Source organism: Mesorhizobium sp. M0019 (assembly GCF_040323975.1).
Taxonomy (GTDB): domain Bacteria; phylum Pseudomonadota; class Alphaproteobacteria; order Rhizobiales; family Rhizobiaceae; genus Mesorhizobium.
This window is the reverse complement of sequence record NZ_JAMYVK010000013.1, coordinates 105811-126740: the sequence shown is the minus strand read 5'-3', so window position 1 is coordinate 126740 and position 20930 is coordinate 105811. Positions and strand designations below refer to the sequence as shown.

General features: G+C 63.3%; 18 protein-coding genes, 1 tRNA gene and 1 riboswitch. Of the genes, 12 read left to right on the top strand and 7 right to left on the bottom strand.

Annotated features, from left to right (window positions below):
* Positions 1-160 precede the first annotated feature (160 nt).
* Complete coding sequence (locus NKK47_RS12485; RefSeq protein WP_352577000.1) at positions 161-3649, top strand: PAS domain-containing hybrid sensor histidine kinase/response regulator; 3489 nt, start codon at positions 161-163, stop codon at positions 3647-3649.
* A gap of 3 nt (positions 3650-3652) precedes the next feature.
* On the opposite strand, the gene NKK47_RS12480 is transcribed toward NKK47_RS12485, so the two are convergent.
* Positions 3653-4315: a response regulator gene (locus tag NKK47_RS12480; protein WP_473556440.1), complete on the bottom strand. Its 663-nt coding sequence runs from the start codon at positions 4313-4315 to the stop codon at positions 3653-3655.
* A 119-nt stretch (positions 4316-4434) separates the two neighbouring features.
* A complete protein-coding gene (locus NKK47_RS12475) occupies positions 4435-4866 on the bottom strand; it encodes a hypothetical protein (protein ID WP_352448652.1) in 432 nt (143 codons plus the stop codon).
* A gap of 126 nt (positions 4867-4992) precedes the next feature.
* Here NKK47_RS12475 and NKK47_RS12470 point away from each other — a divergent pair, with 126 nt between their 5' ends.
* Positions 4993-5343 (top strand): DUF952 domain-containing protein, encoded by a 351-nt coding sequence (locus NKK47_RS12470; protein ID WP_352576998.1) that lies wholly within the window; start codon positions 4993-4995, stop codon positions 5341-5343.
* Positions 5340-6416, top strand: a complete 1077-nt coding sequence (locus NKK47_RS12465) for a quinone-dependent dihydroorotate dehydrogenase (RefSeq protein WP_352576996.1) — start codon at positions 5340-5342, stop codon at positions 6414-6416. The genes NKK47_RS12470 and NKK47_RS12465 overlap by 4 nt, the downstream gene beginning before the upstream one ends.
* A gap of 3 nt (positions 6417-6419) precedes the next feature.
* On the opposite strand, the gene NKK47_RS12460 is transcribed toward NKK47_RS12465, so the two are convergent.
* Positions 6420-7844, bottom strand: coding sequence for an MATE family efflux transporter (locus NKK47_RS12460; protein WP_352577023.1), 1425 nt, complete (start codon positions 7842-7844; stop codon positions 6420-6422).
* A 50-nt stretch (positions 7845-7894) separates the two neighbouring features.
* Between NKK47_RS12460 and NKK47_RS12455 the strand changes: the two genes are divergently transcribed.
* Entirely contained in the window at positions 7895-8797 is a 903-nt protein-coding gene (locus NKK47_RS12455) for a histone deacetylase family protein (RefSeq protein ID WP_352576994.1), read from the top strand.
* A 4-nt stretch (positions 8798-8801) separates the two neighbouring features.
* On the opposite strand, the gene NKK47_RS12450 is transcribed toward NKK47_RS12455, so the two are convergent.
* Positions 8802-9065 carry a DUF6460 domain-containing protein gene (locus NKK47_RS12450; RefSeq protein WP_352576992.1) on the bottom strand — a complete coding sequence of 88 codons (264 nt, stop codon included), beginning with the start codon at positions 9063-9065 and terminating at the stop codon, positions 8802-8804.
* A gap of 131 nt (positions 9066-9196) precedes the next feature.
* Between NKK47_RS12450 and NKK47_RS12445 the strand changes: the two genes are divergently transcribed.
* Positions 9197-9270, top strand: a tRNA-Gly gene (locus NKK47_RS12445).
* A gap of 313 nt (positions 9271-9583) precedes the next feature.
* Here the strand turns inward: NKK47_RS12445 and NKK47_RS12440 are convergent.
* Positions 9584-10573: a LysR family transcriptional regulator gene (locus NKK47_RS12440; RefSeq protein WP_352448650.1), complete on the bottom strand. Its 990-nt coding sequence runs from the start codon at positions 10571-10573 to the stop codon at positions 9584-9586.
* A gap of 316 nt (positions 10574-10889) precedes the next feature.
* Here NKK47_RS12440 and chvE point away from each other — a divergent pair, with 316 nt between their 5' ends.
* The 5 genes from chvE to NKK47_RS12415 all read left to right on the top strand — a co-directional run bounded on the left by chvE (position 10890) and on the right by NKK47_RS12415 (position 16540).
* On the top strand, positions 10890-11954 hold the full coding sequence (chvE, locus tag NKK47_RS12435; protein WP_023677360.1) for a multiple monosaccharide ABC transporter substrate-binding protein: 1065 nt from the start codon (positions 10890-10892) through the stop codon (positions 11952-11954).
* Between the two features lie 99 nt (positions 11955-12053).
* Positions 12054-13586: a multiple monosaccharide ABC transporter ATP-binding protein gene (gene mmsA / locus NKK47_RS12430; RefSeq protein WP_023677359.1), complete on the top strand. Its 1533-nt coding sequence runs from the start codon at positions 12054-12056 to the stop codon at positions 13584-13586.
* Positions 13583-14875, top strand: coding sequence for a multiple monosaccharide ABC transporter permease (gene mmsB, locus NKK47_RS12425; RefSeq protein ID WP_352576990.1), 1293 nt, complete (start codon positions 13583-13585; stop codon positions 14873-14875). Before mmsA ends, mmsB begins: the two co-directional genes overlap by 4 nt.
* Positions 14876-15067: 192 nt before the next feature.
* Positions 15068-16060: an AraD1 family protein gene (araD1, locus tag NKK47_RS12420; protein WP_292659523.1), complete on the top strand. Its 993-nt coding sequence runs from the start codon at positions 15068-15070 to the stop codon at positions 16058-16060.
* Between the two features lie 27 nt (positions 16061-16087).
* The gene (locus NKK47_RS12415; protein WP_352541309.1) at positions 16088-16540 is read left to right on the top strand and encodes a hypothetical protein; all 453 of its coding nucleotides are present in this window, start codon (positions 16088-16090) and stop codon (positions 16538-16540) included.
* Positions 16541-16557: 17 nt separating this feature from the next.
* Here NKK47_RS12415 and NKK47_RS12410 read toward each other — a convergent pair whose 3' ends face one another.
* Entirely contained in the window at positions 16558-17652 is a 1095-nt protein-coding gene (locus tag NKK47_RS12410) for a 2'-deoxycytidine 5'-triphosphate deaminase (RefSeq protein WP_352576988.1), read from the bottom strand.
* Positions 17653-17776: 124 nt separating this feature from the next.
* Positions 17777-17854, top strand: a riboswitch (SAM riboswitch).
* A gap of 70 nt (positions 17855-17924) precedes the next feature.
* On the opposite strand from NKK47_RS12410, the gene NKK47_RS12405 reads away from it, so the two are divergent.
* Positions 17925-19115 (top strand): O-succinylhomoserine sulfhydrylase, encoded by a 1191-nt coding sequence (locus tag NKK47_RS12405; RefSeq protein WP_352576987.1) that lies wholly within the window; start codon positions 17925-17927, stop codon positions 19113-19115.
* A 36-nt stretch (positions 19116-19151) separates the two neighbouring features.
* On the opposite strand, the gene NKK47_RS12400 is transcribed toward NKK47_RS12405, so the two are convergent.
* Positions 19152-20306, bottom strand: a complete 1155-nt coding sequence (locus tag NKK47_RS12400; RefSeq protein WP_352576985.1) for a glycosyltransferase — start codon at positions 20304-20306, stop codon at positions 19152-19154.
* A 226-nt stretch (positions 20307-20532) separates the two neighbouring features.
* Here NKK47_RS12400 and apaG point away from each other — a divergent pair, with 226 nt between their 5' ends.
* Positions 20533-20925: a Co2+/Mg2+ efflux facilitator ApaG/CorD gene (gene apaG, locus NKK47_RS12395; RefSeq protein ID WP_352576983.1), complete on the top strand. Its 393-nt coding sequence runs from the start codon at positions 20533-20535 to the stop codon at positions 20923-20925.
* Positions 20926-20930 lie beyond the last annotated feature (5 nt).

Here is a 20930-nt window from a genome sequence, read left to right as displayed (position 1 = left end):
AACCTGCGGTTGCGACAGGCGCAAAGACGTGTTTCCCCGGCCTTGATTGCGCGAAGCCGCGGCCATAATGCGCCGAAAGCCGCGATGGACTCGGTCGCCAAGCTGTGATTGCGTCTGCAAGGCCGGATGAAAAAATCGGCGCAGGGAGGAAGTTCGAGCCGTGCAGGGCTGGTTCATCGTCATCATCGCGATCGCCTATGTGACGTTGCTGTTCGTCATCGCCAGCCTGGGCGACCGGCGCTCGACGTCATCGGGGCCTGGCCGCGCCCGGCCCTTCATCTATGCGCTCAGCCTCGCCATCTACTGCACCTCCTGGACCTTCTTCGGCTCGGTCGGGCTGTCCTCCGAGCGCGGCCTGGAGTTCCTCGGCATCTATATCGGACCGGTGCTGGTGTTCGTGTTCGGCTTTCCGCTGCTGCAGCGCATCGTCAGGCTGGCCAAGACCGAGAAGATCACCTCGATCGCCGACTTTCTCGGTGCCCGCTACGGCAAGAGCTTCGCTGTCGCGGCGATCGCCACGCTGATCGCGACCATCGGCGCCGTGCCGTATATCGCGCTGCAATTGAAGGCCATCTCCGGCTCGGTCAGCCTGATGGTCGAGCACTATACCGGCTCGCCGCCCTCCTTCGATCCGTTCGTCAGCGACATCTCGCTGGTCGTGGCCATGCTGCTGGCGCTGTTTGCGGTGCTGTTCGGCACGCGCCATGCCGATGCCACCGAGCACCAGGACGGGCTGGTGCTGGCTGTGGCGGTCGAGACCGTGGTCAAGCTCGCCGCCTTCCTGGCGATCGGCCTGATGGTCACGTTCCTGATCTTCGGCGGGCCAGGCGATATGTTCGACCAACTCGCCGAAAACACGCAGGTGCGCCAGGCGATGGGCTACAACACCTCGCTCGCTACCTGGCTGGTGCTGACATGCCTGAGCGGCTTTGCCATCCTCATGCTGCCGCGCCAGTTCTACGTCACCATCGTCGAAAACCGCAGCGAGGCCGAGCTGCGCACCGCGACATGGGTGTTTCCGCTCTATCTGGTGGCAATCAACCTGTTCGTGCTGCCGATCGCATTGGCCGGCCTGGAACTGGTCGGCCCCAGGACCAGCAGCGACCTTTACGTGCTGTCGCTGCCGCTGTTCAGCGGCCACGACGTGCTGGCCATGGCCGCCTTCATCGGCGGGCTGTCGGCGGCGACCGCAATGGTGATCGTCGAAAGCGTCGCGTTGTCGATCATGATCTCCAACGACCTAGTCATTCCGCTGTTCGTGCGCCGGCTGCTGCGGACCACGACATCCGAGAACGAGGACTGGTCGACGCTCATCCTCAATGTACGGCGGGCGGCGATCTTCATCATGCTGTTCATCGCCTTTCTCTACTACCGCGAGAGCACCAACAGCGCGCGGCTGTCCTCGATCGGCCTGATGTCGTTCGCCGCGATCGCGCAGTTCGCGCCGGCAATGATCGGCGGCCTGGTCTGGCGCGGCGCCAACGGAAGGGGTGCCGCACTTGGCATGGTCGCCGGCATCGTCGTCTGGAGCTATACGCTGCTGCTTCCCTCGCTCGTCGCGCCCGATACCGGCATCCTCGTCCACGGCCTGTTCGGCTTTGATGCATTGCGGCCGCAGGCTCTTTTCGGCACCGTCGCCGAGCCGCTGAACCATGGCGTGCTGTGGAGCCTGTCGGTCAACACGCTCTTTTTTGTGTTCGGCTCGCTGTCGCGCGCCTCTGTGCCGCTGGAACGCATCCAGGCGTCGATCTTCGTGCCGCGCGAAGCGGGTCCGCTGCCCAGCCTGCGCCGCTTCCGCACCACCATTACCGTCAACGACCTCAAGGACACGATCGCGCGCTATCTCGGTGTCGAACGGACCGAGCGGTCCTTTCAGTCGTTCGAAAAGAGCAGCGGCACTTCACTGCTCGGCAACGAACAGGCCAGCATGGATGTCATCCGCTTCTCCGAGCAGCTTCTGGCCAGTGCCGTCGGCTCATCCTCGGCGCGGCTGATCCTGTCGCTGCTGCTGCGCCGCAACGACCGCGAATCCAAGGACGCCTTCCGCCTGCTCGACGACGCCACCGAGGCGCTGCAGCACAATCGCGATCTGCTGCAGATCGCACTCGACCAGATGGAACAGGGCATCACTGTCTTCGACCGCGATTTCCGGTTGATTTGCTGGAACCGCCAGTACCGGGCGCTGTTCGACCTGCCCGACGAGATGGGCCAGGTCGGCGTCTCACTCGATCGTATCCTGCGCCACCTTGCCGAGCGCGGTGACATACCGGCAGACCAGCGCGTCACCATGCTCAACCGCCTGACCAGCTTCGTCAGCCCATGGCAGATGGAGCTGAAGACAAGCGGGCGCATCCTGGAATTGCGCTCCAATCCGATGCCGGATGGCGGCATCGTCGCCACCTACGCCGACATTTCTGGACGTGTCGAGCAGGATCTGGCGCTTAAGCGCGCCAACGAATCCTTGGAACAGCGGGTGAAGAGCCGCACCGCCGAGCTCACCCGCGTCAACGAGGAGCTGGCGCAGGCGCAGATGCTGGCCGAGGAGGCCAATCTCGGCAAGACCCGCTTCCTCGCTGCCGCCGGCCACGACATCCTGCAGCCGCTGAACGCCGCCCGCCTCTATTGCTCGTCGCTGATCGAGAAGACCGGCAAGGGACCTGCCGGCAAGGCGGCGATGAACATCGAATCGTCGCTGGAATCGGTCGAGACCATCCTCGGCGCGGTGCTCGACATTTCGCGCCTCGATGCCGGCGCGATGAAGCCGGACGATACGAGCTTCGGCCTCGACGGGCTGCTGCGCCAGATCGGCAACGACTTCCGGCCGCTTGCCGCCGAAAAGAAGCTCGAACTCTCGATCATGCCGTCGTCGCTCAGCGTCATGACGGACCGCAATCTGCTGCGCCGGCTGATCCAGAACCTGGTTTCCAACGCCATTAAGTATACGCGCCGTGGCCGCATCCTGGTCGGCGCGCGGCGGCGCGGCGAACTGGCCGAGATCCAGGTTATCGACACCGGCATCGGCATTGCCGGCGACCAGCTGAACACCGTGTTTCGCGAATTCACCCGGCTCGACGAGGGCGCACGCGAGGCGGAAGGCCTCGGCCTTGGACTCTCCATTGTCGACCGCATCGCCCGCGTCCTGCGCCTCGAAATCCGGATCTTCTCCAACCCAGGCAAGGGCACACGCTTTTCCGTGTTGCTGCCGGTGGTGGCCGTGCAGGCACCGCGGCGCGAGGCCGAGGCGAAGCCGCCTGCCCGTGCCGCGGCCTCGCTTGCCGGGCTCCATGTGCTCTGCATCGACAACGACGCCCGCATCCTCGACGGCATGCGGCTGCTGCTCGAGGGCTGGGGCTGCAGCGTCGACACGCTTTCCGGCGCGGAGGATCTCGAGAGGTCCGGCGTGCATCGGCCGGACATCGTGCTTGCCGACTATCATCTCGACAACAGGACCGGCCTCGAATTGATCGCCCAGTTGCGTGCGATCCATGGCGAGGACCTGCCGGCCGTGCTGGTCACCGCCGACCGCTCCAGCGAGGTTCGCGCCGCTGCCGGCAGGCTCGACGTGCCGGTGATCAGCAAACCACTGAAACCGGCGATGCTGCGCTCGATGATGGCCAGGGTCAGGCCGCTGGCGCCGGCGGCCGAATAAGAATCAGCCGGCCGTCTGCAGTGGGTCGCTGCCGATTTTGGACAAAAGGATCACCGCCTGCGTGCGGCTGTCGACGCCGAGCTTCTGCAGGATGGCCGAGACATGCGCTTTGATCGTCGCTTCGGAGACCCCGAGCTCATAGGCGATCTGCTTGTTGAGCAGTCCCTCAGCCAGCATGCCGAGCACGCGCGTCTGCTGCGGAGTCAGCGCTTGCAGGCGCTTGATCAGGTCGGAAATCTCGGGATCGCGCTCGACACCGAGATCGACCCCGGCGGGTGCCGCGATATCACCTGCGAGCACCGACTGCACCGCATTGCGGATCTCCTCCATGCTGGCCGATTTGGAGATGAAGCCGGAGGCGCCGAGATCGAGCGCGCGCCGGATCGTCACCGGATCGTCATGCGCCGAGACCACCATCATCGGCACCGCCGGATGGATGCCGCGCAGCGAAATCAGGCCGGAAAGACCGCTTGCCCCCGGCATCGAGAGATCGAGCAGCACCAGATCGACATCCTCATTGGCCAGGACCAGCGCCTTGGCGCTTTCGAAATCGCCGGCCTCGTGAATGGCGGCAACGTCTCCGATGCCCGCGAGTGCCTCCCTCAATGCACCGCGAAAAAGCGGATGATCGTCGGCAATGACGAATGTGTAGCCCAACGGTGATATCCCTCCCCGAATCCCGTTGGCGATTTTCCGCCTTGCAGGATCTGAACGATCATAACGCTACGCCTGCTGTTCGGCGTGGCCGGCTTGCTATTCCCGCCCCAGGTCTTTTTGCGAATTGCCTAGGTCTTTTGCGAATTGGGCTTGGCGCTGTCTTCGTCCTTGTCCATGTCCTTGACGATATCCATGAAGCTGCGCAGGAAGCGCTCCATGTAGCCCATCGTCTTGTTGAAATCCTCCTCGCTGGGCAAAGTCGATTCGAAACGCGCGGCAAGCGAATTTTCGAGCTTGGCGACGCGTTCGTCGAGCGCCTTCACCGAATTTTGCAGCCGGTCGACCTCATCCTGGAGGGCGGCACGTTCGTCGGCCGCCGTCTTGCAGACGAGCTGGCCGGAGCGTTCCTCGCAGAGCGACATGGCGCCGGTTTGTGTATCCATGCGGACATAGCCATTGGCCGATTTCTCCAACCGGTAGCGATCGGCTTCCTCGGAAAAGGCCGACGCCGCGACAAGCGACACCAGTGCTGCGGGGATCAAGACGTGTTTCAGACGCATGTTTTCCTCCATGAGCCAGTCAGCGCAATCTATCACAGTTTGCGCCTGAAATGGGGATGAACCTGAAATGGGGAAGAACACGGGCCTGCCCTTCCCCGCGTGGTCGGTTCGGACTATAGCGCAACGATGTCCGAGATCATCTACAAGATAGTTCCCGAGGTGTTGTGGCGCGAGGCTGAAAGAGAAGGCGGCTTCACCGGCGCGCCGATCGACGTCGCCGACGGCTTCATCCATTTTTCCACCGCCGGGCAGGTTCGGGAAACGGCGGCCAAACATTTCGCCGGCCAAAGCCGGTTGCTGCTGGTCGCCGTCGATAGCGCGCGCCTCGGCGATGCGCTGAAATATGAGGTCTCGCGCGGCGGCGCCCTGTTCCCGCATCTCTATGGCGGGCTCGGCCTCGATGCGGTCGTTTCGGTGCAGGCATTGCCGCTCGGCGCTGACGGCCGGCATGAATTCCCGGCGCTGGAGGCCGAATGAGCGCGTTCGACCGGATCGGCCAGAAACTGCTGTTCACGCTCGATCCGGAAACCGCGCATGGGCTGTCGATTGCCGCGCTGAGATGCGGGCTGCCGGTCGCCCGTCGTCCGCCGCAGGACAACAGGCTAAAGGTCAGCCTTTGCGGACTCGATTTCCCGAACCCGCTCGGCATGGCCGCGGGTTACGACAAGAATGCCGAAGTGCCGGACGCGCTGCTCGGCCTCGGCTTCGGCTTCGCCGAGGTCGGCACGATCACACCGCTGCCGCAGACCGGCAATCCGAAGCCGCGCATTTTCCGGCTGCCTTCGGATGGGGCGGTGATCAACCGGCTGGGCTTCAACAATGAGGGCCACGACGCCGCGGAAAAGCGCCTTGCCGCCCGCATGGGCCGTGCCGGCATCGTCGGCGTCAACATCGGCGCCAACAAGGACAGCACCAACCGCGTCAGTGACTATGAACGCGGCGTGGTCCGGTTCGCGCGATATGCCAGTTATCTGGCAATCAACATCTCCTCGCCGAACACGCCGGGCCTGCGCAACATGCAGGCACGCGAACAGCTTGGCGACCTCCTGTCGCGGGTCATGGCCGCGCGTGCGGCGGCACCGGCAAAACCGCCCGTGTTCCTCAAGATCGCGCCGGATCTGGTCGAGGCCGAGCTTGAGGACATCGCCGCCGAGATCAGCGATAAGCAAATGGACGGCGTCATCGTCTCCAACACAACGATCGCGCGAGCCGGCCTGAGCAGCGCCGGCCTTGCCGGCGAGACCGGCGGGCTTTCGGGGAAACCCTTGTTCGAGCGCTCGACTATCGTGCTGGCAAGGATGCGAAAACTGCTTGGCCCGGATCCCACTATCATCGGCGTCGGCGGCGTCGATTCCGCCGAGACGGCGCTGGAAAAGATCCGTGCCGGCGCCGATCTCGTGCAGCTCTACACCGGCATGATCTATGCCGGGCCTGCGCTGCCGGGGCGTATTCTTTCCGGCATGGTCCGTTTCATGGACAGTCAAGGGCTGAAGTCGCTGCGCGAGCTTCGCGACAGCCGCCTCGATCACTGGGCGGCGAAACCGTTTTAGCGATCAGCCAAAGACCGCGCGCACCCGCAGCCGCAATATGGCGAGCAGGCTGAAGCCGCGTACAAGCAGGAAGACATGCAACGCCGCCCACAAGCCGTGATTGCCGAAGGCCGGCGCCAGGATCAGCAGCGCGGCACTGAACGCCAGGAACGACAACAGCATCATGTTGCGCATGTCGCGCGACCACGTCGCGCCAATGAAAACCCCGTCCATCTGGAAAGCCAGCGCGCCGCTGAGCGCGGTGAACGCCGCCCAGGGCAGGTAGATGTCGGCAATGGCGCGAACGTCCGTCGCGGTCGTGATCAGGGCGATCAGATCGGTGCCCTCCAGCAGGAAGAAGAGCGTCGCCGCGCCCGCCAGCCCGAGCCCCCAAAGCAGCGTCAGCCGCACCGCCTGATCAAACGCCGTAGCGGCGCGGGCGCCGATGGCGCGCCCGGCGAGCTGTTCGGCAGCGGTGGCGAAACCATCGAGGAAATAGCCGGCAACCAGGAAGAGGTTCATCAGCACGGCGTTGGCGGCCAGCGTCAGCGTGCCGAACTGCGCGCCCTGGCGCGTGAACAGCGCGAAGGCGGCGAGCAGCGAGAAGGAGCGGATCATGATATCGCGGTTGAGCGACATCATGCGCAGGAATGCCGGCAGATCGAGCACGCGATGGCGGGGCAGCCTGGGTGGCGCCCAGAAGCGCCGGCCGACGATGGCGAGACCCAGCAGCATGGCGACGAATTCGCCGGTGAGCGTCGCCCAGGCGACGCCGGCGACGCCCCAGCCGAGCTCCAGGCCAAGCAGGAAGCAGAGGGCGATGTTGATGCCGTTCAGTATCAATTGCAGCATCAGCCCGAGCCCGCCCTCGCCGCGCCCAAGCACGTAACCAAGGACGGCGTAATTGATCAGGGAGAACGGTGCTGCGAGCATCCTGATGCGGATATAGACGTCCATCGCCGCGCTGACGCGCGGTTCGGCGCCTATGAACCATTGCCCGGCGGTGGAAACCAGCGGCGCAAGCGCGGCAAACACGACGCCGGCGACGACCGCGATCAGCACGGCGCGCCAGAACACCGCCTGCTCCTCCAGCGCATCGCCGCGCCCGAAGGCTTGGGCGACGAGGCCGGTGGTGCCGGAGCGCAGGAAGTTGAAGGTCGTGAAAACGACGTCGAAGATCAGGGCGCCGGCCGCCAGGCCGCCGAGAAGGGCGGCGTCGCCGAACTGTCCGACCACCGCCGTGTCGACAATTCCGAGCAACGGTGTCGTCAGATAGGCAAGCGTCATCGGCACGGCGATGGCGAGCACCGAGCGGTTGGTGACGACGAAGGCCCTGGCTTCGGTGGCGTGGGCTTCGGTGGGTAAAGCCTGCTCCAAACGCGTGTTGCTTCCTGTTGCGGCTTGATCGGCTAGCCGATGTGCCCCAGTTTGCGGACCTCGCGCAACCATCCACGCCGCTATGGTCAACCGAAACCCGCCTCTGGCGCACCGCCCGTCCCATGCCCTTGCAGATCGTTCATCATCCCGACTACGACGCCGGCTTCGCCGTCAACCACCGCTTCCCGATGAGCAAATATCCGCTGCTGATGGATGCCTTGCGGGCACGCGGCCTGGCGCAGCCCGAAGCGCTCAACATGCCGGAGGCGGCGCGGCCATCATGGCTGAAGCTTGCCCACGCGGCAGACTATGTCGACCAGGTGCTTGCCTGCGAAGTGCCGGTGAGAATCGAGCGCGAGATCGGTTTCCCTATTGGACAGCGGGTTTCGCTGAGGGCGCAGCTCGCAACGGCCGGCACGGTGCTGGCAGCGCGGCTGGCGTTGCTGAACGGCATCGCCTGCAACACCGCCGGCGGCAGCCATCATGCACGGCGCGCGCAAGGCGCCGGCTTCTGCACCTTCAACGACGTAGCCGTTGCCGCGCTGGTGCTGCTCGCCGAAGCTGCTGTCCAAAACATCCTGGTCGTCGACCTCGACGTGCATCAGGGCGACGGCACGGCGGATATCCTGAACGACGAGCCGCGCGTGTTTACCTTCTCCATGCATGGCGACCGCAACTACCCCGCACGCAAGATCGCCTCTAACCTCGATGTCGCCCTGCCCGACGGCGCCGGCGATGCAGCCTATCTGGAGCGGCTGGACGCCATCCTGCCGGAGCTGTCGGCGCGAAGGCGCTGGGACCTCGTCTTCTACAATGCCGGCGTCGATGTCCATGTCGAGGACCGGCTCGGCAGGTTGTCGCTCACGGATGACGGGCTGCGCGCCCGCGACGATATGGTGATCCGCCATTTCCGCACGCCTGGCATACCGGTATGCGGCGTTATCGGCGGAGGCTATTCGACGGATGTCGCAGCACTTGCTGCACGGCACGCCATCCTGTTCGAGGTGGCGGCGGGCTACGCCTGAAAATTCACTTCCGGTAGTTAGCGATCCTGAGCAGGATGAAGGCCGGCACGACGATCGCGGCACCGAGCAGGAAGTAGCCGAGAAAGCGGTCGATGGCGTGGAAGCCCAAATTCCACAGGTCGATGAAGAATTTGCGAATGCCATAAAGCACATCCATCGGCGACCAGCCGAAGGCATTCATGACCAGCCCGACGAGGAACGACACCACAAGCAGCTTCAGGATCACCCGGAGCGGCGTATCGCCGAGAAAGCGGTTCAGTGCGGACAAGCCTGTCTCCACAGTCGGGTGCCGCGATTCGGGCACATGCCTAGAAATACGCAGTTGATAGCCCTGCATCAAGCCGAGCCCTCAAACCGGATTGCGCATCGGCGCCGGGCCATGATATCGGAGGAACCAGCGCGGGTATGATGTAATGGTAGCTTGTCAGCTTCCCAAGCTGAACGCGCGGGTTCGATTCCCGCTACCCGCTCCAGCTTTTGCCCCCGGTGCATTGCACTTGTTCTGGCCAAGCTGAAAACCAGCGGATTTATAGGCAGTTTTACAGCCCGGCTGGCCGTCTTTCATCTGTTTGGCCGATGTGCCAGTTCGTGGAATATCTCACATTGAGGGTCGGCGGGGCCTCGCATGACCCCAACCGGAAAGTCTACCCTTGGCCCGCTGGCTTCTGCTGGCGGGCTTTTTTTGAGCATCAGGCAGTAGTGGCCGACGTGCATCGGCGCCGGTGCTGGCGGGCCTGTCTGGTCGTCTGGCCGGCCACGGGATGCGCCCGCTACCCGCTCCAACCCTCAGCCCACCTCTCGCAAGATAAAATCGTGCAGCATCTTGGCTGCCGGTGACAGCGCGCGGTTCTTCACCGTGATCAGGCTGTAGGGCCTGACCTCGATGTCGAATTCAGTCTGGACGACATCGATAGCGCCGGCCAGGCCTTCGGGGTTCTGGATGAACTTCGCGACCTGGATCGACACCGGCGCGATGGCGTCGGATTGCGCGACCATGACCAGAGTCAATAGCAGCGAGCTGGTGTTGAGAATGCGGTCCGGCAGCGCGATGTTTCGGTTCAGGAAGTTACTCTCCATCGCCTGGCGCAGCGGCGAGCCGCCCGACTGGAAAACCCAGTCATAGGCGGCGGTGTCTTCCAGCCGCACCGCCTTGCCCTTGGTCAGCGGGTGGCCGCGGCGCACGATCAGGCAGGCTTTCTCGACGCCGATGACGCGCGCTTCGAACAGTCGCGGATTGAGGTCGTCGGGGATGCGGGCGATGATGAAATCGTGGCGCGAGGCGATCAGCTCGCGCGCCAGGACGTTCGAGGTCTCGACCTGCATGGTGATTTCGATGCGCGGATAAAGGCGCCGGATTTCGCGGATCGCCGGCACCGCCAGCTCGATCGCCGGTGCTGTCACCGCGCCCAGGAACACCGAGCCGCCTTTGCCCGCCTTGAGCTCGAAAATCTCGCGGTCGACCTCGCGCATCTCGAGCAGGATCGATCGCGCGCGCCGTGCCAACGCCTTGCCATAGGGTGTCAGCGTGATGCCGCGCGGCAGCCTTTCGCAGAGCTTGACGTCGAGCACGGCCTCCATCTCGGCGATCATGCGCGAGGCCGCCGGCTGCGAGATGTTCATGACCTGGGCCGCGGCGCTCACCCGGCCGTGCTCGTCGAGGGCTGCGATCATGCGCATGTGACGCAGGCTCAAGCCGCTGCGCAGCAAGGTTCCGCCATCACCCGGAATTTCATCGTAACTGGCTGATATTCCGTCAGGATTTCGCAGCGCCGCCATGATTCTTCCCTACTCTTACGCCCGGCGCCCCGGCAAAATCCGGCAGCGTCGTCACTAGCCTAAGCCATATCAGTCTCGATATAGCAACCATCAAAGATCGCATTTGACAGTTATGGCAAAGCGACACACCCTTCGCGCGTCCTGAGGCTTGACGGTCGGTGACGAGGGAAAACTCGTATCGATGAAACCAGAGTCTCGGGGCCGATTGGGAGGATACCGGAGATCGATTGACGGCAGCGGCGCGTTTGGCGCTCCTGCACGATTGCGCGGCCCACGAAACCCAAGGGTACGCGTCCATCAACCAGGGAGAGTTAATGTGAAGATTGTCAAGACACTGGCCGCCGTCGCGGCCCTAGGCATCGCGGCCATGACGCTGCCGGCGCAGGCGGGCGAAGGCCTGATCGGCGTGCTGATGCCCACCAAGACCTCGCAGCGCTGGATCAACGACGGCGACGCCGTCAAGTCCCAGCTCGAGGCTCTGGGCTACACTGTCGACCTGCAGTACGCGCAGGACGACATTCCGAACCAGCTCAGCCAGCTGGAAAACGAGATCACCAAGGGCCCGAAGGCGCTGATCATCGCTTCGATCGACGGCACCACGATGGGCGATGCGCTGCAGAAGGCGAATGACGCCGGCGTTGTCGTCGTCGCTTACGACCGCCTGATCAAGAAGACGCCAAATGTCGACTACTACACCACCTTCGACAATTTCGGCGTCGGCGTCATCCAGGCCAAATCGCTGCTCAAGGGTCTCGGTTATCCCGAGAAGAAGGGCCCGTTCAACATCGAGCTGTTCGGCGGTTCGCCGGACGACAACAATGCGTTCTTCTTCTATAACGGCGCCATGTCGGTTCTTCAGCCGCTGATCGACGACAAGACCCTCGTCGTGAAGTCCGGCCAGATGGGCATGGACAAGGTCGGCACGCTGCGCTGGTTGGCGGCAACCGCCCAGGCCCGCATGGACAATCTGCTCTCCGCCAACTACTCGGACGGCAGCCGCGTCGATGGCGTGCTCTCGCCCTATGACGGCCTGTCGCGCGGCATCATCGCTTCGCTGCGCGCCGTAGGCTACGGCACCGCCGATCAGCCATGGCCGATCGTCACCGGACAGGACGCCGAGACCGCTTCGGTCAAGGCGATCATCGCCGGCGAACAGTATTCGACCGTGTTCAAGGACACCCGCGAACTCGCCAAGGCGACGGTCGAACTCGTCGACAAGGTGCTCTCGGGCGGCAAGCCGGAAGGCCTCGACACCACGACCTACAACAACGACGTCAAGGTCGTTCCCTCGATCCTGTTGACACCGCACGACGTCGACAAGTCGAACTATCAGGCCCTGGTGGTCGACTCCGGCTACATCAAGGCCGAAGAGCTGAAGTAATCGCGGTTACAAAGCCTGGGGTCCTGCGCAGGCAGGGCCCCTTTTCGTTGGCGAGCCAGCCCGGTATTGTTTGCGGACCTCGCAGGAGTGGTATTCTCAATGGCATCGACGATTTTGGAGATGCGCGACATCACCAAGACGTTTCCCGGCGTCAAGGCGCTGTCGAACGTCAAGCTCATGGTCGAGGAAGGCGAGATCCATGCCGTGGTCGGCGAGAACGGCGCCGGCAAGTCGACGCTGATGAAGGTGCTGTCGGGTGTGTATCCGTCCGGCACCTATGACGGCCAGATCATCTATCGCGGCGATGAGTGCCATTTCAAAGGCATCCATGACAGCGAGCGCAAGGGCATCGTCATCATCCACCAGGAGCTTGCGCTGGTGCCGATGCTGTCGATCGCCGAAAACATCTTTCTCGGCAACGAGCACGCCAGATACGGCGTCATCGACTGGAATGCCAATGAGGCGCGCACCAGCGCCCTGCTCAAGAAGGTCGGCCTCAAGGAAGACCCCAACACGCTGATCACCAATATCGGCGTCGGCAAGCAGCAGCTGGTCGAGATCGCCAAGGCGCTCAGCAAGGAAGTGAAGTTGCTCATTCTCGACGAGCCGACCGCGAGCCTGTCCGAAAAGGACAGCCAGGCGCTGCTCGATCTGCTGCTCGAATTCAAGCGGCAAGGCATCACTTCGATCCTGATCTCGCACAAGCTCAACGAGGTGAACCGGGTCGCCGACAAGGTCACCATCATCCGTGACGGGCGGACCATCGAGACGCTGGCCAAGAAGGACATCTCGGAGGACCGCATCATTACCTCGATGGTCGGCCGTTCGCTCGACGACCGCTATCCGCCGCGCGAGCCGAAGATCGGCGAGACCGTTCTCGAAGTGAAAAACTGGTCGGTCTACCACCCCATCCATGCCGAGCGGCAGGTCATCAAGGGTATCAACCTCAACGCCCGCAAGGGCGAAGTGGTCGGCATTGCCGGGCTCATGGGCGCCGGCCGGACCGAGTTTGCCATGAGCCTGTTCGGCCGCTCCTATGGCCGTCGCATCACCGGCGAGGTGTTCCTCAACGGCAAGCCGATCGACGTCTCTTCGGTGAGCAAGGCGGTGGAACACGGCATCGCCTACGTTACCGAGGACCGCAAGACCTACGGTCTCAACTTGATCGACCACATCAAGCACAACATCACGCTGGCCAACCTGCCCGGCGTGTCGCGCCACGGCGTGATCGACGATTTGCGCGAGCTTTCGGTCGCCAACGATTATCGCGGCAGGACCAATATCCGCGCCTCGAGCGTCTACCAGATGACCGGCAACCTTTCTGGCGGCAATCAGCAGAAGGTGGTGCTGTCGAAATGGCTGTTCGCCAATCCGGAAGTGCTGATCCTCGACGAGCCGACACGCGGTATCGACGTCGGCGCCAAGTATGAAATCTATACGATCATCGCGCGTCTCGCCTCCGAGGGTAAGGCAATCATCGTCATCTCGTCGGAAATGCCCGAACTGCTCGGCATCACCGACCGCATCTACGTCATGAACGAAGGACGCATCGTCGGCGAAATGGCGGCAAGCGACGCCAGCCAGGAAAAGATAATGCGCGCCATCGTCCGCGGAGAAGGAAAAGCATCATGAGCACCGAAAGCGCTCCCGGGCCGCAGACCGGCGTTGCCCAGGATCTACAACAGGGACCTCGCATTGCCGTCTCGGCGCTGGTCACCAACCTGCGCGAATACGGGTTGGTGCTGGCGTTGATCGCAATCATGGTGTTCTTCCAGTTCACCACGTCCGGAACGCTGTTCAAGCCGGTGAACCTCAGCAATCTCGTGCAGCAGAACAGCTTCATCATCGTGATGGCGCTGGGCATGCTTCTGGTGATCGTTTCGGGTCACATCGATCTCAGCGTCGGCTCCGTCGCCGGCTTCATCGGCGCACTGGCGGCGATGATGATGGTCATCTGGCCGCTTGGCCCATTGAGCAATCCGCTGGTGGTGTCGATCATCTGCCTGATCGTCGGTGGTGCGATCGGCGCGGCACAAGGCTACTGGATTGCCTATCACCGAATACCGAGCTTTATCGTCACGCTGGCGGGCATGCTGATCTTCCGCGGCATCTGCCAGGCGCTGCTGGGTGGCGGGTCTTCCGTAGGGCCGCTTCCCGTCGGCTTCAAGGCGCTCAGTTCCGGCTTCATTCCGGACCTGATCGGCCCATTGACGCTGATACCGCCAACCGTGAACGCCGCCGGCAAAACCATTGTCGGCAGCGGCCTGACGCTGCACCTGACGACGATCGTGATCGGCCTCGTCGCCGTGCTCGCCTATGCCTATTTCGGGCTCAGGGCACGGCGCACCCGCGAAAAGCATGGCTACGAAGCCGAGCCCTTCTCGCTGTTCGTCGTCAAGACCCTGGTGATCAGCGCGCTGGCGCTGTTTCTCGTCTACCAATTCGCCACCTATAGGGGCCTCCCCATCGTTCTCATGGTGATGGGCGTGCTGATCGCGTTGTTCGTCTTCGTTACCAAACGCATGACGATCGGCCGTCGCATCTATGCGATGGGCGGCAATGCCAAGGCAGCCCAGCTATCGGGCATCAAGACCGAACGGCTGACGTTGATGGTGTTCGTCAATATGGGCGTGCTGTCGGCACTCGGCGGCCTGATTATCGCAGCGCGCCTGGGGCAGGCTGTGCCGGCGGCCGGCCTCGGCAGCGAGCTCGACGTCATCGCCGCGGTGTTCATCGGTGGCGCTTCGGCGATGGGCGGCGTCGGCCAGGTGATCGGCGCGGTGGTCGGCGGCTTCATCATGGGCGTCATGAACAACGGCATGTCGATCATGGGCGTCAATGTCGATTGGCAGCAGGTGGTCAAAGGCCTGGTGCTGCTCGGCGCCGTCGTCTTCGACGTCTACAACAAGAACAAGGCTTGAGAGGCAACCAGGAGGCATACGGGTCACATCGCGGCGCTGCCGGGCGGCGCAAAGAAGTCCCCCCCGAGGGACCTGATCCGCGAGCGCAATCCGGACGAAGAATTTCAACCGAGGCGCGGACAGGGTCCGGGCCGCGCGGGGCAGGGTTTGCCGAGAAAGGGCAGGCCAGCCCACAATTCAGAGAGGGTTACCATGCTGATCTCACAAATCCTCGACGACGCCGAGACGATCCGCGTCGTTGCCCGCAACGGCGGCAAGACCCGCGTCATCAACGGCGCCCGCAGCGTCTATTCGCTGGCGATGGAAGCCGCGCGTACCGGCAGCGGGCTTGTCGCCCTGATCGAGCGCAAGGGCTTCGGCGAAACCGTCGATCTCGACGCAGCCTACAAGAAGGGCCGGCTGCTGTCGCCGATCAACCATCCCGATCCGGCGCATCTCCATCTCACCGGCACCGGGCTGACGCATCTCGGCTCCGCCGCGACCCGCGATTCCATGCACAAGAAGCTCAGCACGGACGGCGAGGAACAGCTGACCGATTCCATGAAGATGTTCCGCATGGGGCTTGAGGGCGGCAAGCCGGCGAAAGGCCAGACCGGCGTGCAGCCGGAATGGTTCTACAAGGGCAACGGCACCATGGCAGTAGCGCCCGGGGCGGCGCTTATGTCGCCCGCCTTCGCTCAGGATGCCGGCGAGGAGCCGGAAATTGCCGGCATCTATGTGATCGGTGACGACGGCGCCCCGTTCCGTGTCGGCTTCACCCTGTCGAACGAGTTTTCCGACCACGTCACCGAGCGTGTGAACTACCTCTTCCTCGCCCATTCCAAGCTGCGCAACGCCTCGTTCGGGCCGGAGATCCTGATCGGCGACCTGCCGTCCGACATCCGCGGCGCTTCACGCATCCTGCGCGACGGCAAGCTGCTTTGGGAAAAGCCGTTCCTGTCGGGCGAGGCGAACATGTCGCACACCATTGGCAATCTCGAGCATCACCACTTCAAATACTCGGCCTTCCGCCAGCCGGGCGACGTGCATGTGCACATGTTCGGCACGGCGACGCTGTCCTTCGCCGACGGCATCAGGACCGAGGCCGGCGACGTATTCGAAATCGAGGCGCAGGATTTCGGCCTGCCTTTGCGCAACCCGCTTGAAATCGAGCAGCCGGTGAAGGTGGCGGTGAAGGCGTTGTAAACTGGTGACATAATTCAGGGGCGAGAAATGAACGGCCTGCGGATTGGCACTGTGTTCGTAAGTTTAGTCCTGTTCCTCGCCTATTTCTCCCCAGCGGCTTACAGCGCCGGACAATGCAGCGCAAAATCCTATCGCGAGGCCCGGATGTCGATGACTAACCGGCTTCTGGCCACCGGCTATTCGAAATCGCAAGTGAGCTTTCTGATGCGCAACGCGGATCGCATGACGTCCGCACTCCGCGCTGACAGACTGAACGACAATGGCAGAGCCTGCGGTGTCGACTCCGCCAGAGCCCATGTGCTGGGATGTATCGACAAGCAGTTGTTCCCCTTGCAGTCCAGCTCAAGCGCCTCACTTGACGACGAGAAGCAAACCAGAGGATTTTGGGGGAAGAAGCGATTGGCAGTGCGAGAACTGCTCTTTATCGGTCAGTTTCATGGCTGCCTTGGCGCCGCGAAAGAATATCTGTTTCGCGGCTGACGGAATTGCGAACAAGCTCAGCGCGCGGCGCGGAAATGCTTGGACAATTTCAGACCCTGCGCCTGATAGTTCGAGCCTAGATCTGTGCCGTAGAGCGCCCGCGGCCGTTTCAGCATGTGCTCGTAGACCAACCGTCCAACGATCTGGCCGTGATCGAGGATGAACGGCACTTCGTGGCTACGCACCTCGAGCACCGCCCGGCTGCCGGTGCCGCCCGACGCCGAATGGCCGAAACCCGGATCGAAGAAGCCGGCATAGTGGACGCGGAATTCGCCGACCAGCGGGTCGAAAGGCGTCATTTCGGCGGCGTAGAGTGGCGGCACATGCACCGCCTCGCGCGACACCAGAATATAGAATTCGTCCGGATCGAGCACCAGCTCGCCGGCACCGCTCTTGTAGAGCGGCTCCCAGAAATCGACCACATCCTGCGCGGCGCGCTTGTCGACGTCGACCAGGCCGGTGTGGTGCTTGCCGCGATAGCCGACCAGCCCGTCCTTGTCGCCGTCGAGATCGATCGACAGCGCGATGCCGCCGCCTGAGATGTTGGGCGGTTCGGTGGCGACCAGCATCTCGGCGCGGTGCAACTCGTGCAGCTCGCTTTCCGACAAGAGCGCATTGCCGGTGCGGAACCTGATCTGCGACAGCCGCGAGCCGGTCCGCACGACGATCGGGAAAGTGCGCGGGCTGACCTCCAGATAGAGCGGGCCTTCATAGCCGGCGGCGATCTTGTCGAACTCGTGGCCACGGTCGGTCATTACCCGGGTGAAGATATCGAGCCGTCCGGTCGAGCTTTTCGGGTTGGCGGAGGCGGAAATATGGGCGGGCAGCGCCAGGTTTTCGAGCAGCGGCACGATGTAGACGCAGCCGGTTTCCAGCACGGCACCTTCGGCGAGGTTGATCTCGTGCAGCTTCAGCCGGTCGAGCTTGTCGACAACCCTGTGGTCCGGGCCGGGCAAGAAGGAAGCGCGCACCCGCCAGGCCTTGTCGCCGAGCCTGAGGTCAAGGCTGGCCGGCTGGATCTGATCGGCATCGAGCGTGCGCGGCGATTTCAGCGCGCCCGTCTGGAACAGCGCGGAAATATCCTGATCGGGAAGAATGCCTGTCTGCCGCAAGGGTCTGGCTCCGTTCGAACGCCGGGCGAGGTCTTGTTCTGTCGCAGGACGCCTTTGGCACCTGCTTGGTACAACCCTCTTAATCATGCCGGCAATTGACGCAAGCGTGGCGCGGGTCTAAAGCTCGTTATCCCGTGGTGATTTGGCCGGTCGGCTTGCAGCCACGTTAAACAAGTCGCTAAAGGACCGTCGGGCCGCAAGGCCATATGGACCGGTTGCGACTTTCGCGACCGGTTTTTTGTTGTTTGGACCAATTTTGGTGTTTGGATGGAATGATGACCAAGAAGCGCGACTGGAAGCCTCAGACCGCACTCGTGCATGCCGGGACGCTGCGTTCCGGCTTCGGCGAGACCTCCGAGGCGATGTATCTCACCCAAGGCTATGTCTACGAGACGGCGCAAGCGGCGGAGGCCCGCTTCAAGGGCGAGGAGCCGGGCTTCATCTATTCGCGCTATGCCAATCCGACGGTCGACATGTTTGAGAAACGCATGTGCGCGCTGGAAGGAGCCGAGGACGCGCGCGCCACGGCATCCGGCATGGCGGCGGTGACGGCAGCACTGCTGTGCAGCGCCAAGGCGGGCGACCATATCGTGGCGGCGCGCGCGCTGTTCGGCTCCTGCCGCTGGGTGGTCGAGACGCTGGCGCCGAAATACGGCATTGAGGCAACGCTGGTCGACGGCACCGACATCGCCAATTGGGAAAAGGCGGTCAAGCCCAACACCAAACTGTTTTTCCTGGAAAGCCCTACCAATCCAACGCTGGAGGTAGTCGACATTGCCGCCGTCGCGGCACTTGCCAATTCGATCGGCGCCAGGCTGATCGTCGACAATGTCTTCGCTACGCCCTTGCAGCAGAAACCCCTGCAGCTTGGCGCCCACATCGTCGTCTATTCGGCCACGAAGCATATTGACGGCCAGGGGCGCTGTCTTGGCGGCATCGTTCTGTCGGACAAGAAATGGATCGACGAGAACCTGCATGACTATTTCCGCCACACCGGCCCAAGCCTCTCGCCCTTCAATGCCTGGACGCTGCTGAAAGGCCTGGAGACGCTGCCGCTACGCGTACGCCAGCAGACGGAAAGTGCCGGCCGCATCGCGGATTTCCTGGCCGAGCGCCCGCAAATCGCCCGCGTCATCTATCCCGGCCGCGCCGACCACCCGCAAGCGGCCGTGGTCCAGAAGCAGATGTCGGGCGGCTCGACGCTGATTTGCCTCGATGTGAAGGGCGGCAAGCAGGCGGCCTTTGCCTTCCAGAACGCACTCGAGGTCGTGCTGATTTCCAACAATCTCGGCGACGCCAAGAGCCTGATCACCCATCCGGCGACGACGACGCACAAGAACTTGACCGATGAGGCCCGCGCCGAGCTCGGCATCGGACCGGGAACGCTCAGGCTGTCAGTTGGCCTTGAGGACGCCGACGACCTGCTCGAAGACATCGAGCAGGCACTGAGAGTTGCCGGATAAGGGCTGGCCGAATAGAGGCGAGCGGGGACGCGCCGATCAGGCGCCGGACGGGGTCTCTTCCAGCTCTGCGACGGCCTTGGTCTGGATAGTCATCACATTGCCGCGCCAGTCGACGGCGCCGCTCAGCCATCCGCGCGCCCAAATGGCGGGAAGCATCAGGTCTCGCGCCATCATCGCCAGGATGGTGCGCAGCGACAGGTGCCATCCCTTGGCCGAGGCCAAGGCGCATTCCGGCAGGTAGGCCGCGACCAGCACGGCGATGGCGGTTGCCGGCAGGCTGACGCCGGCGTCAGCCGCCGCGATCAGCGCAAGCACCAGCGGCGGCGCTGCGCCGATCAGGATCTCGGGGGCGAAGAACAGCGCGAAGGTGACGCGGCGCAGCCGCGCCCAGCGCGCCTGCCGCGACCAGATCTCGCCAAACGTGCGCCGGCCGAGCGGCTGTTCGAAGGGCGAGGCGACAAGATTGACCCGCAGTCCGAACCCGTTGACCAGCTTGGTCGCGGCGGCGTCTTCGGCGATCTCGGCAGCAAGCGCGCAGATGCCGCCATTGGCGTCGAGCATCGGCTTATTCCACAACATGCTCTTGCCCTGCGCGAAGCCGAGGCCGAGCGCCTCTCCGGCGTACTGCCAGCGTGCCTGCAGCGTGTTGAGAAAGGTGCATTCGACCTCCCCCCAGAAGCCGTCCGGCCGCGAGCCGATCGGCGTCGAGCAGACGAGGCCGGTGTCGTGCCGCCACGCCGCCATCAGGTGCTGGACGTAGTCGCTCGGCATAAGCACGTTGGAATCGGCAAGGATGACCCAGCTATAATGCGCCGCTTCCCAACCCTTCACGCAATTGTTGAGTTTTGGATTGCCGCTGATGCGGTCGTCACCGACTAGAAGGCGGGCGCGAATAGCTGGAAAGCGCGCCATTGCGGCGGTGATCGGCTTGACCACCGGGTCGTCGGCATGGGCAACGCAGAAGATGAGTTCGTAGCGCGCCCAGTCGAGTGAGAAGGCGCGCTCCAGCGTCTCTTCGGCAAACGGCTCGACGCCGCGCGCCGGGATGACGATCGATACCGGCGGCGCGTTGGCCGCGGGCGGTGCGATCCTGCCTGGTCGCTTCAGCTTCAGCGAAGCTAACAGGATGCTGGCGAGATTTGAAAGAAGGAGGGCTATGGAAAGGAGGGCGGCTGCGAATGTCGGTTCCATCGAGATCTGGTCACTCCAGAAGTGCCGGCCGCATGACGGCCGTTTTCAACAATTCGACAGAACGCTGAGTCGCCCGGCACAAGCCTGCACACCATCATTGTCATGTGTCACTTAAATGACATTGTTTTTCGGCACCTGCCCTCGAGTCGGGCAAGAAGATGACGCGCATCGTTGATCAAACTGCGCTGAGCGTCGAAGTTCCATCTACATTGCTTTGGAGCAGTTTATGTACAGCGCCGTCACCCGCAACATCGAAGTGCAGGTCAGGCCGTTCTATCTGGAGGATCACTCCGACCCGCCGCAAAACCGTTATGTCTGGGGATATCAGGTGACCATCGACAATCAGTCGGATGAGTTCGTGCAGCTTCTGTCGCGCTACTGGCACATTACCGACGGCACCGGCAAGGTCGAGGAAGTGCGCGGCCCCGGGGTCGTCGGCGAGCAACCCGGACTCAACCCCGGCGACAGCTATCAGTATACGTCTGGATGCCCGCTCTCGACGCCGTCCGGCATCATGGTCGGGCACTACACCATGCGCAACAAGCGGGGCGAGACGTTCGACGTCGCCATCCCCGCCTTCTCGCTCGACTTGCCGGGAATGCGGCGCACCATCAATTGACGGCC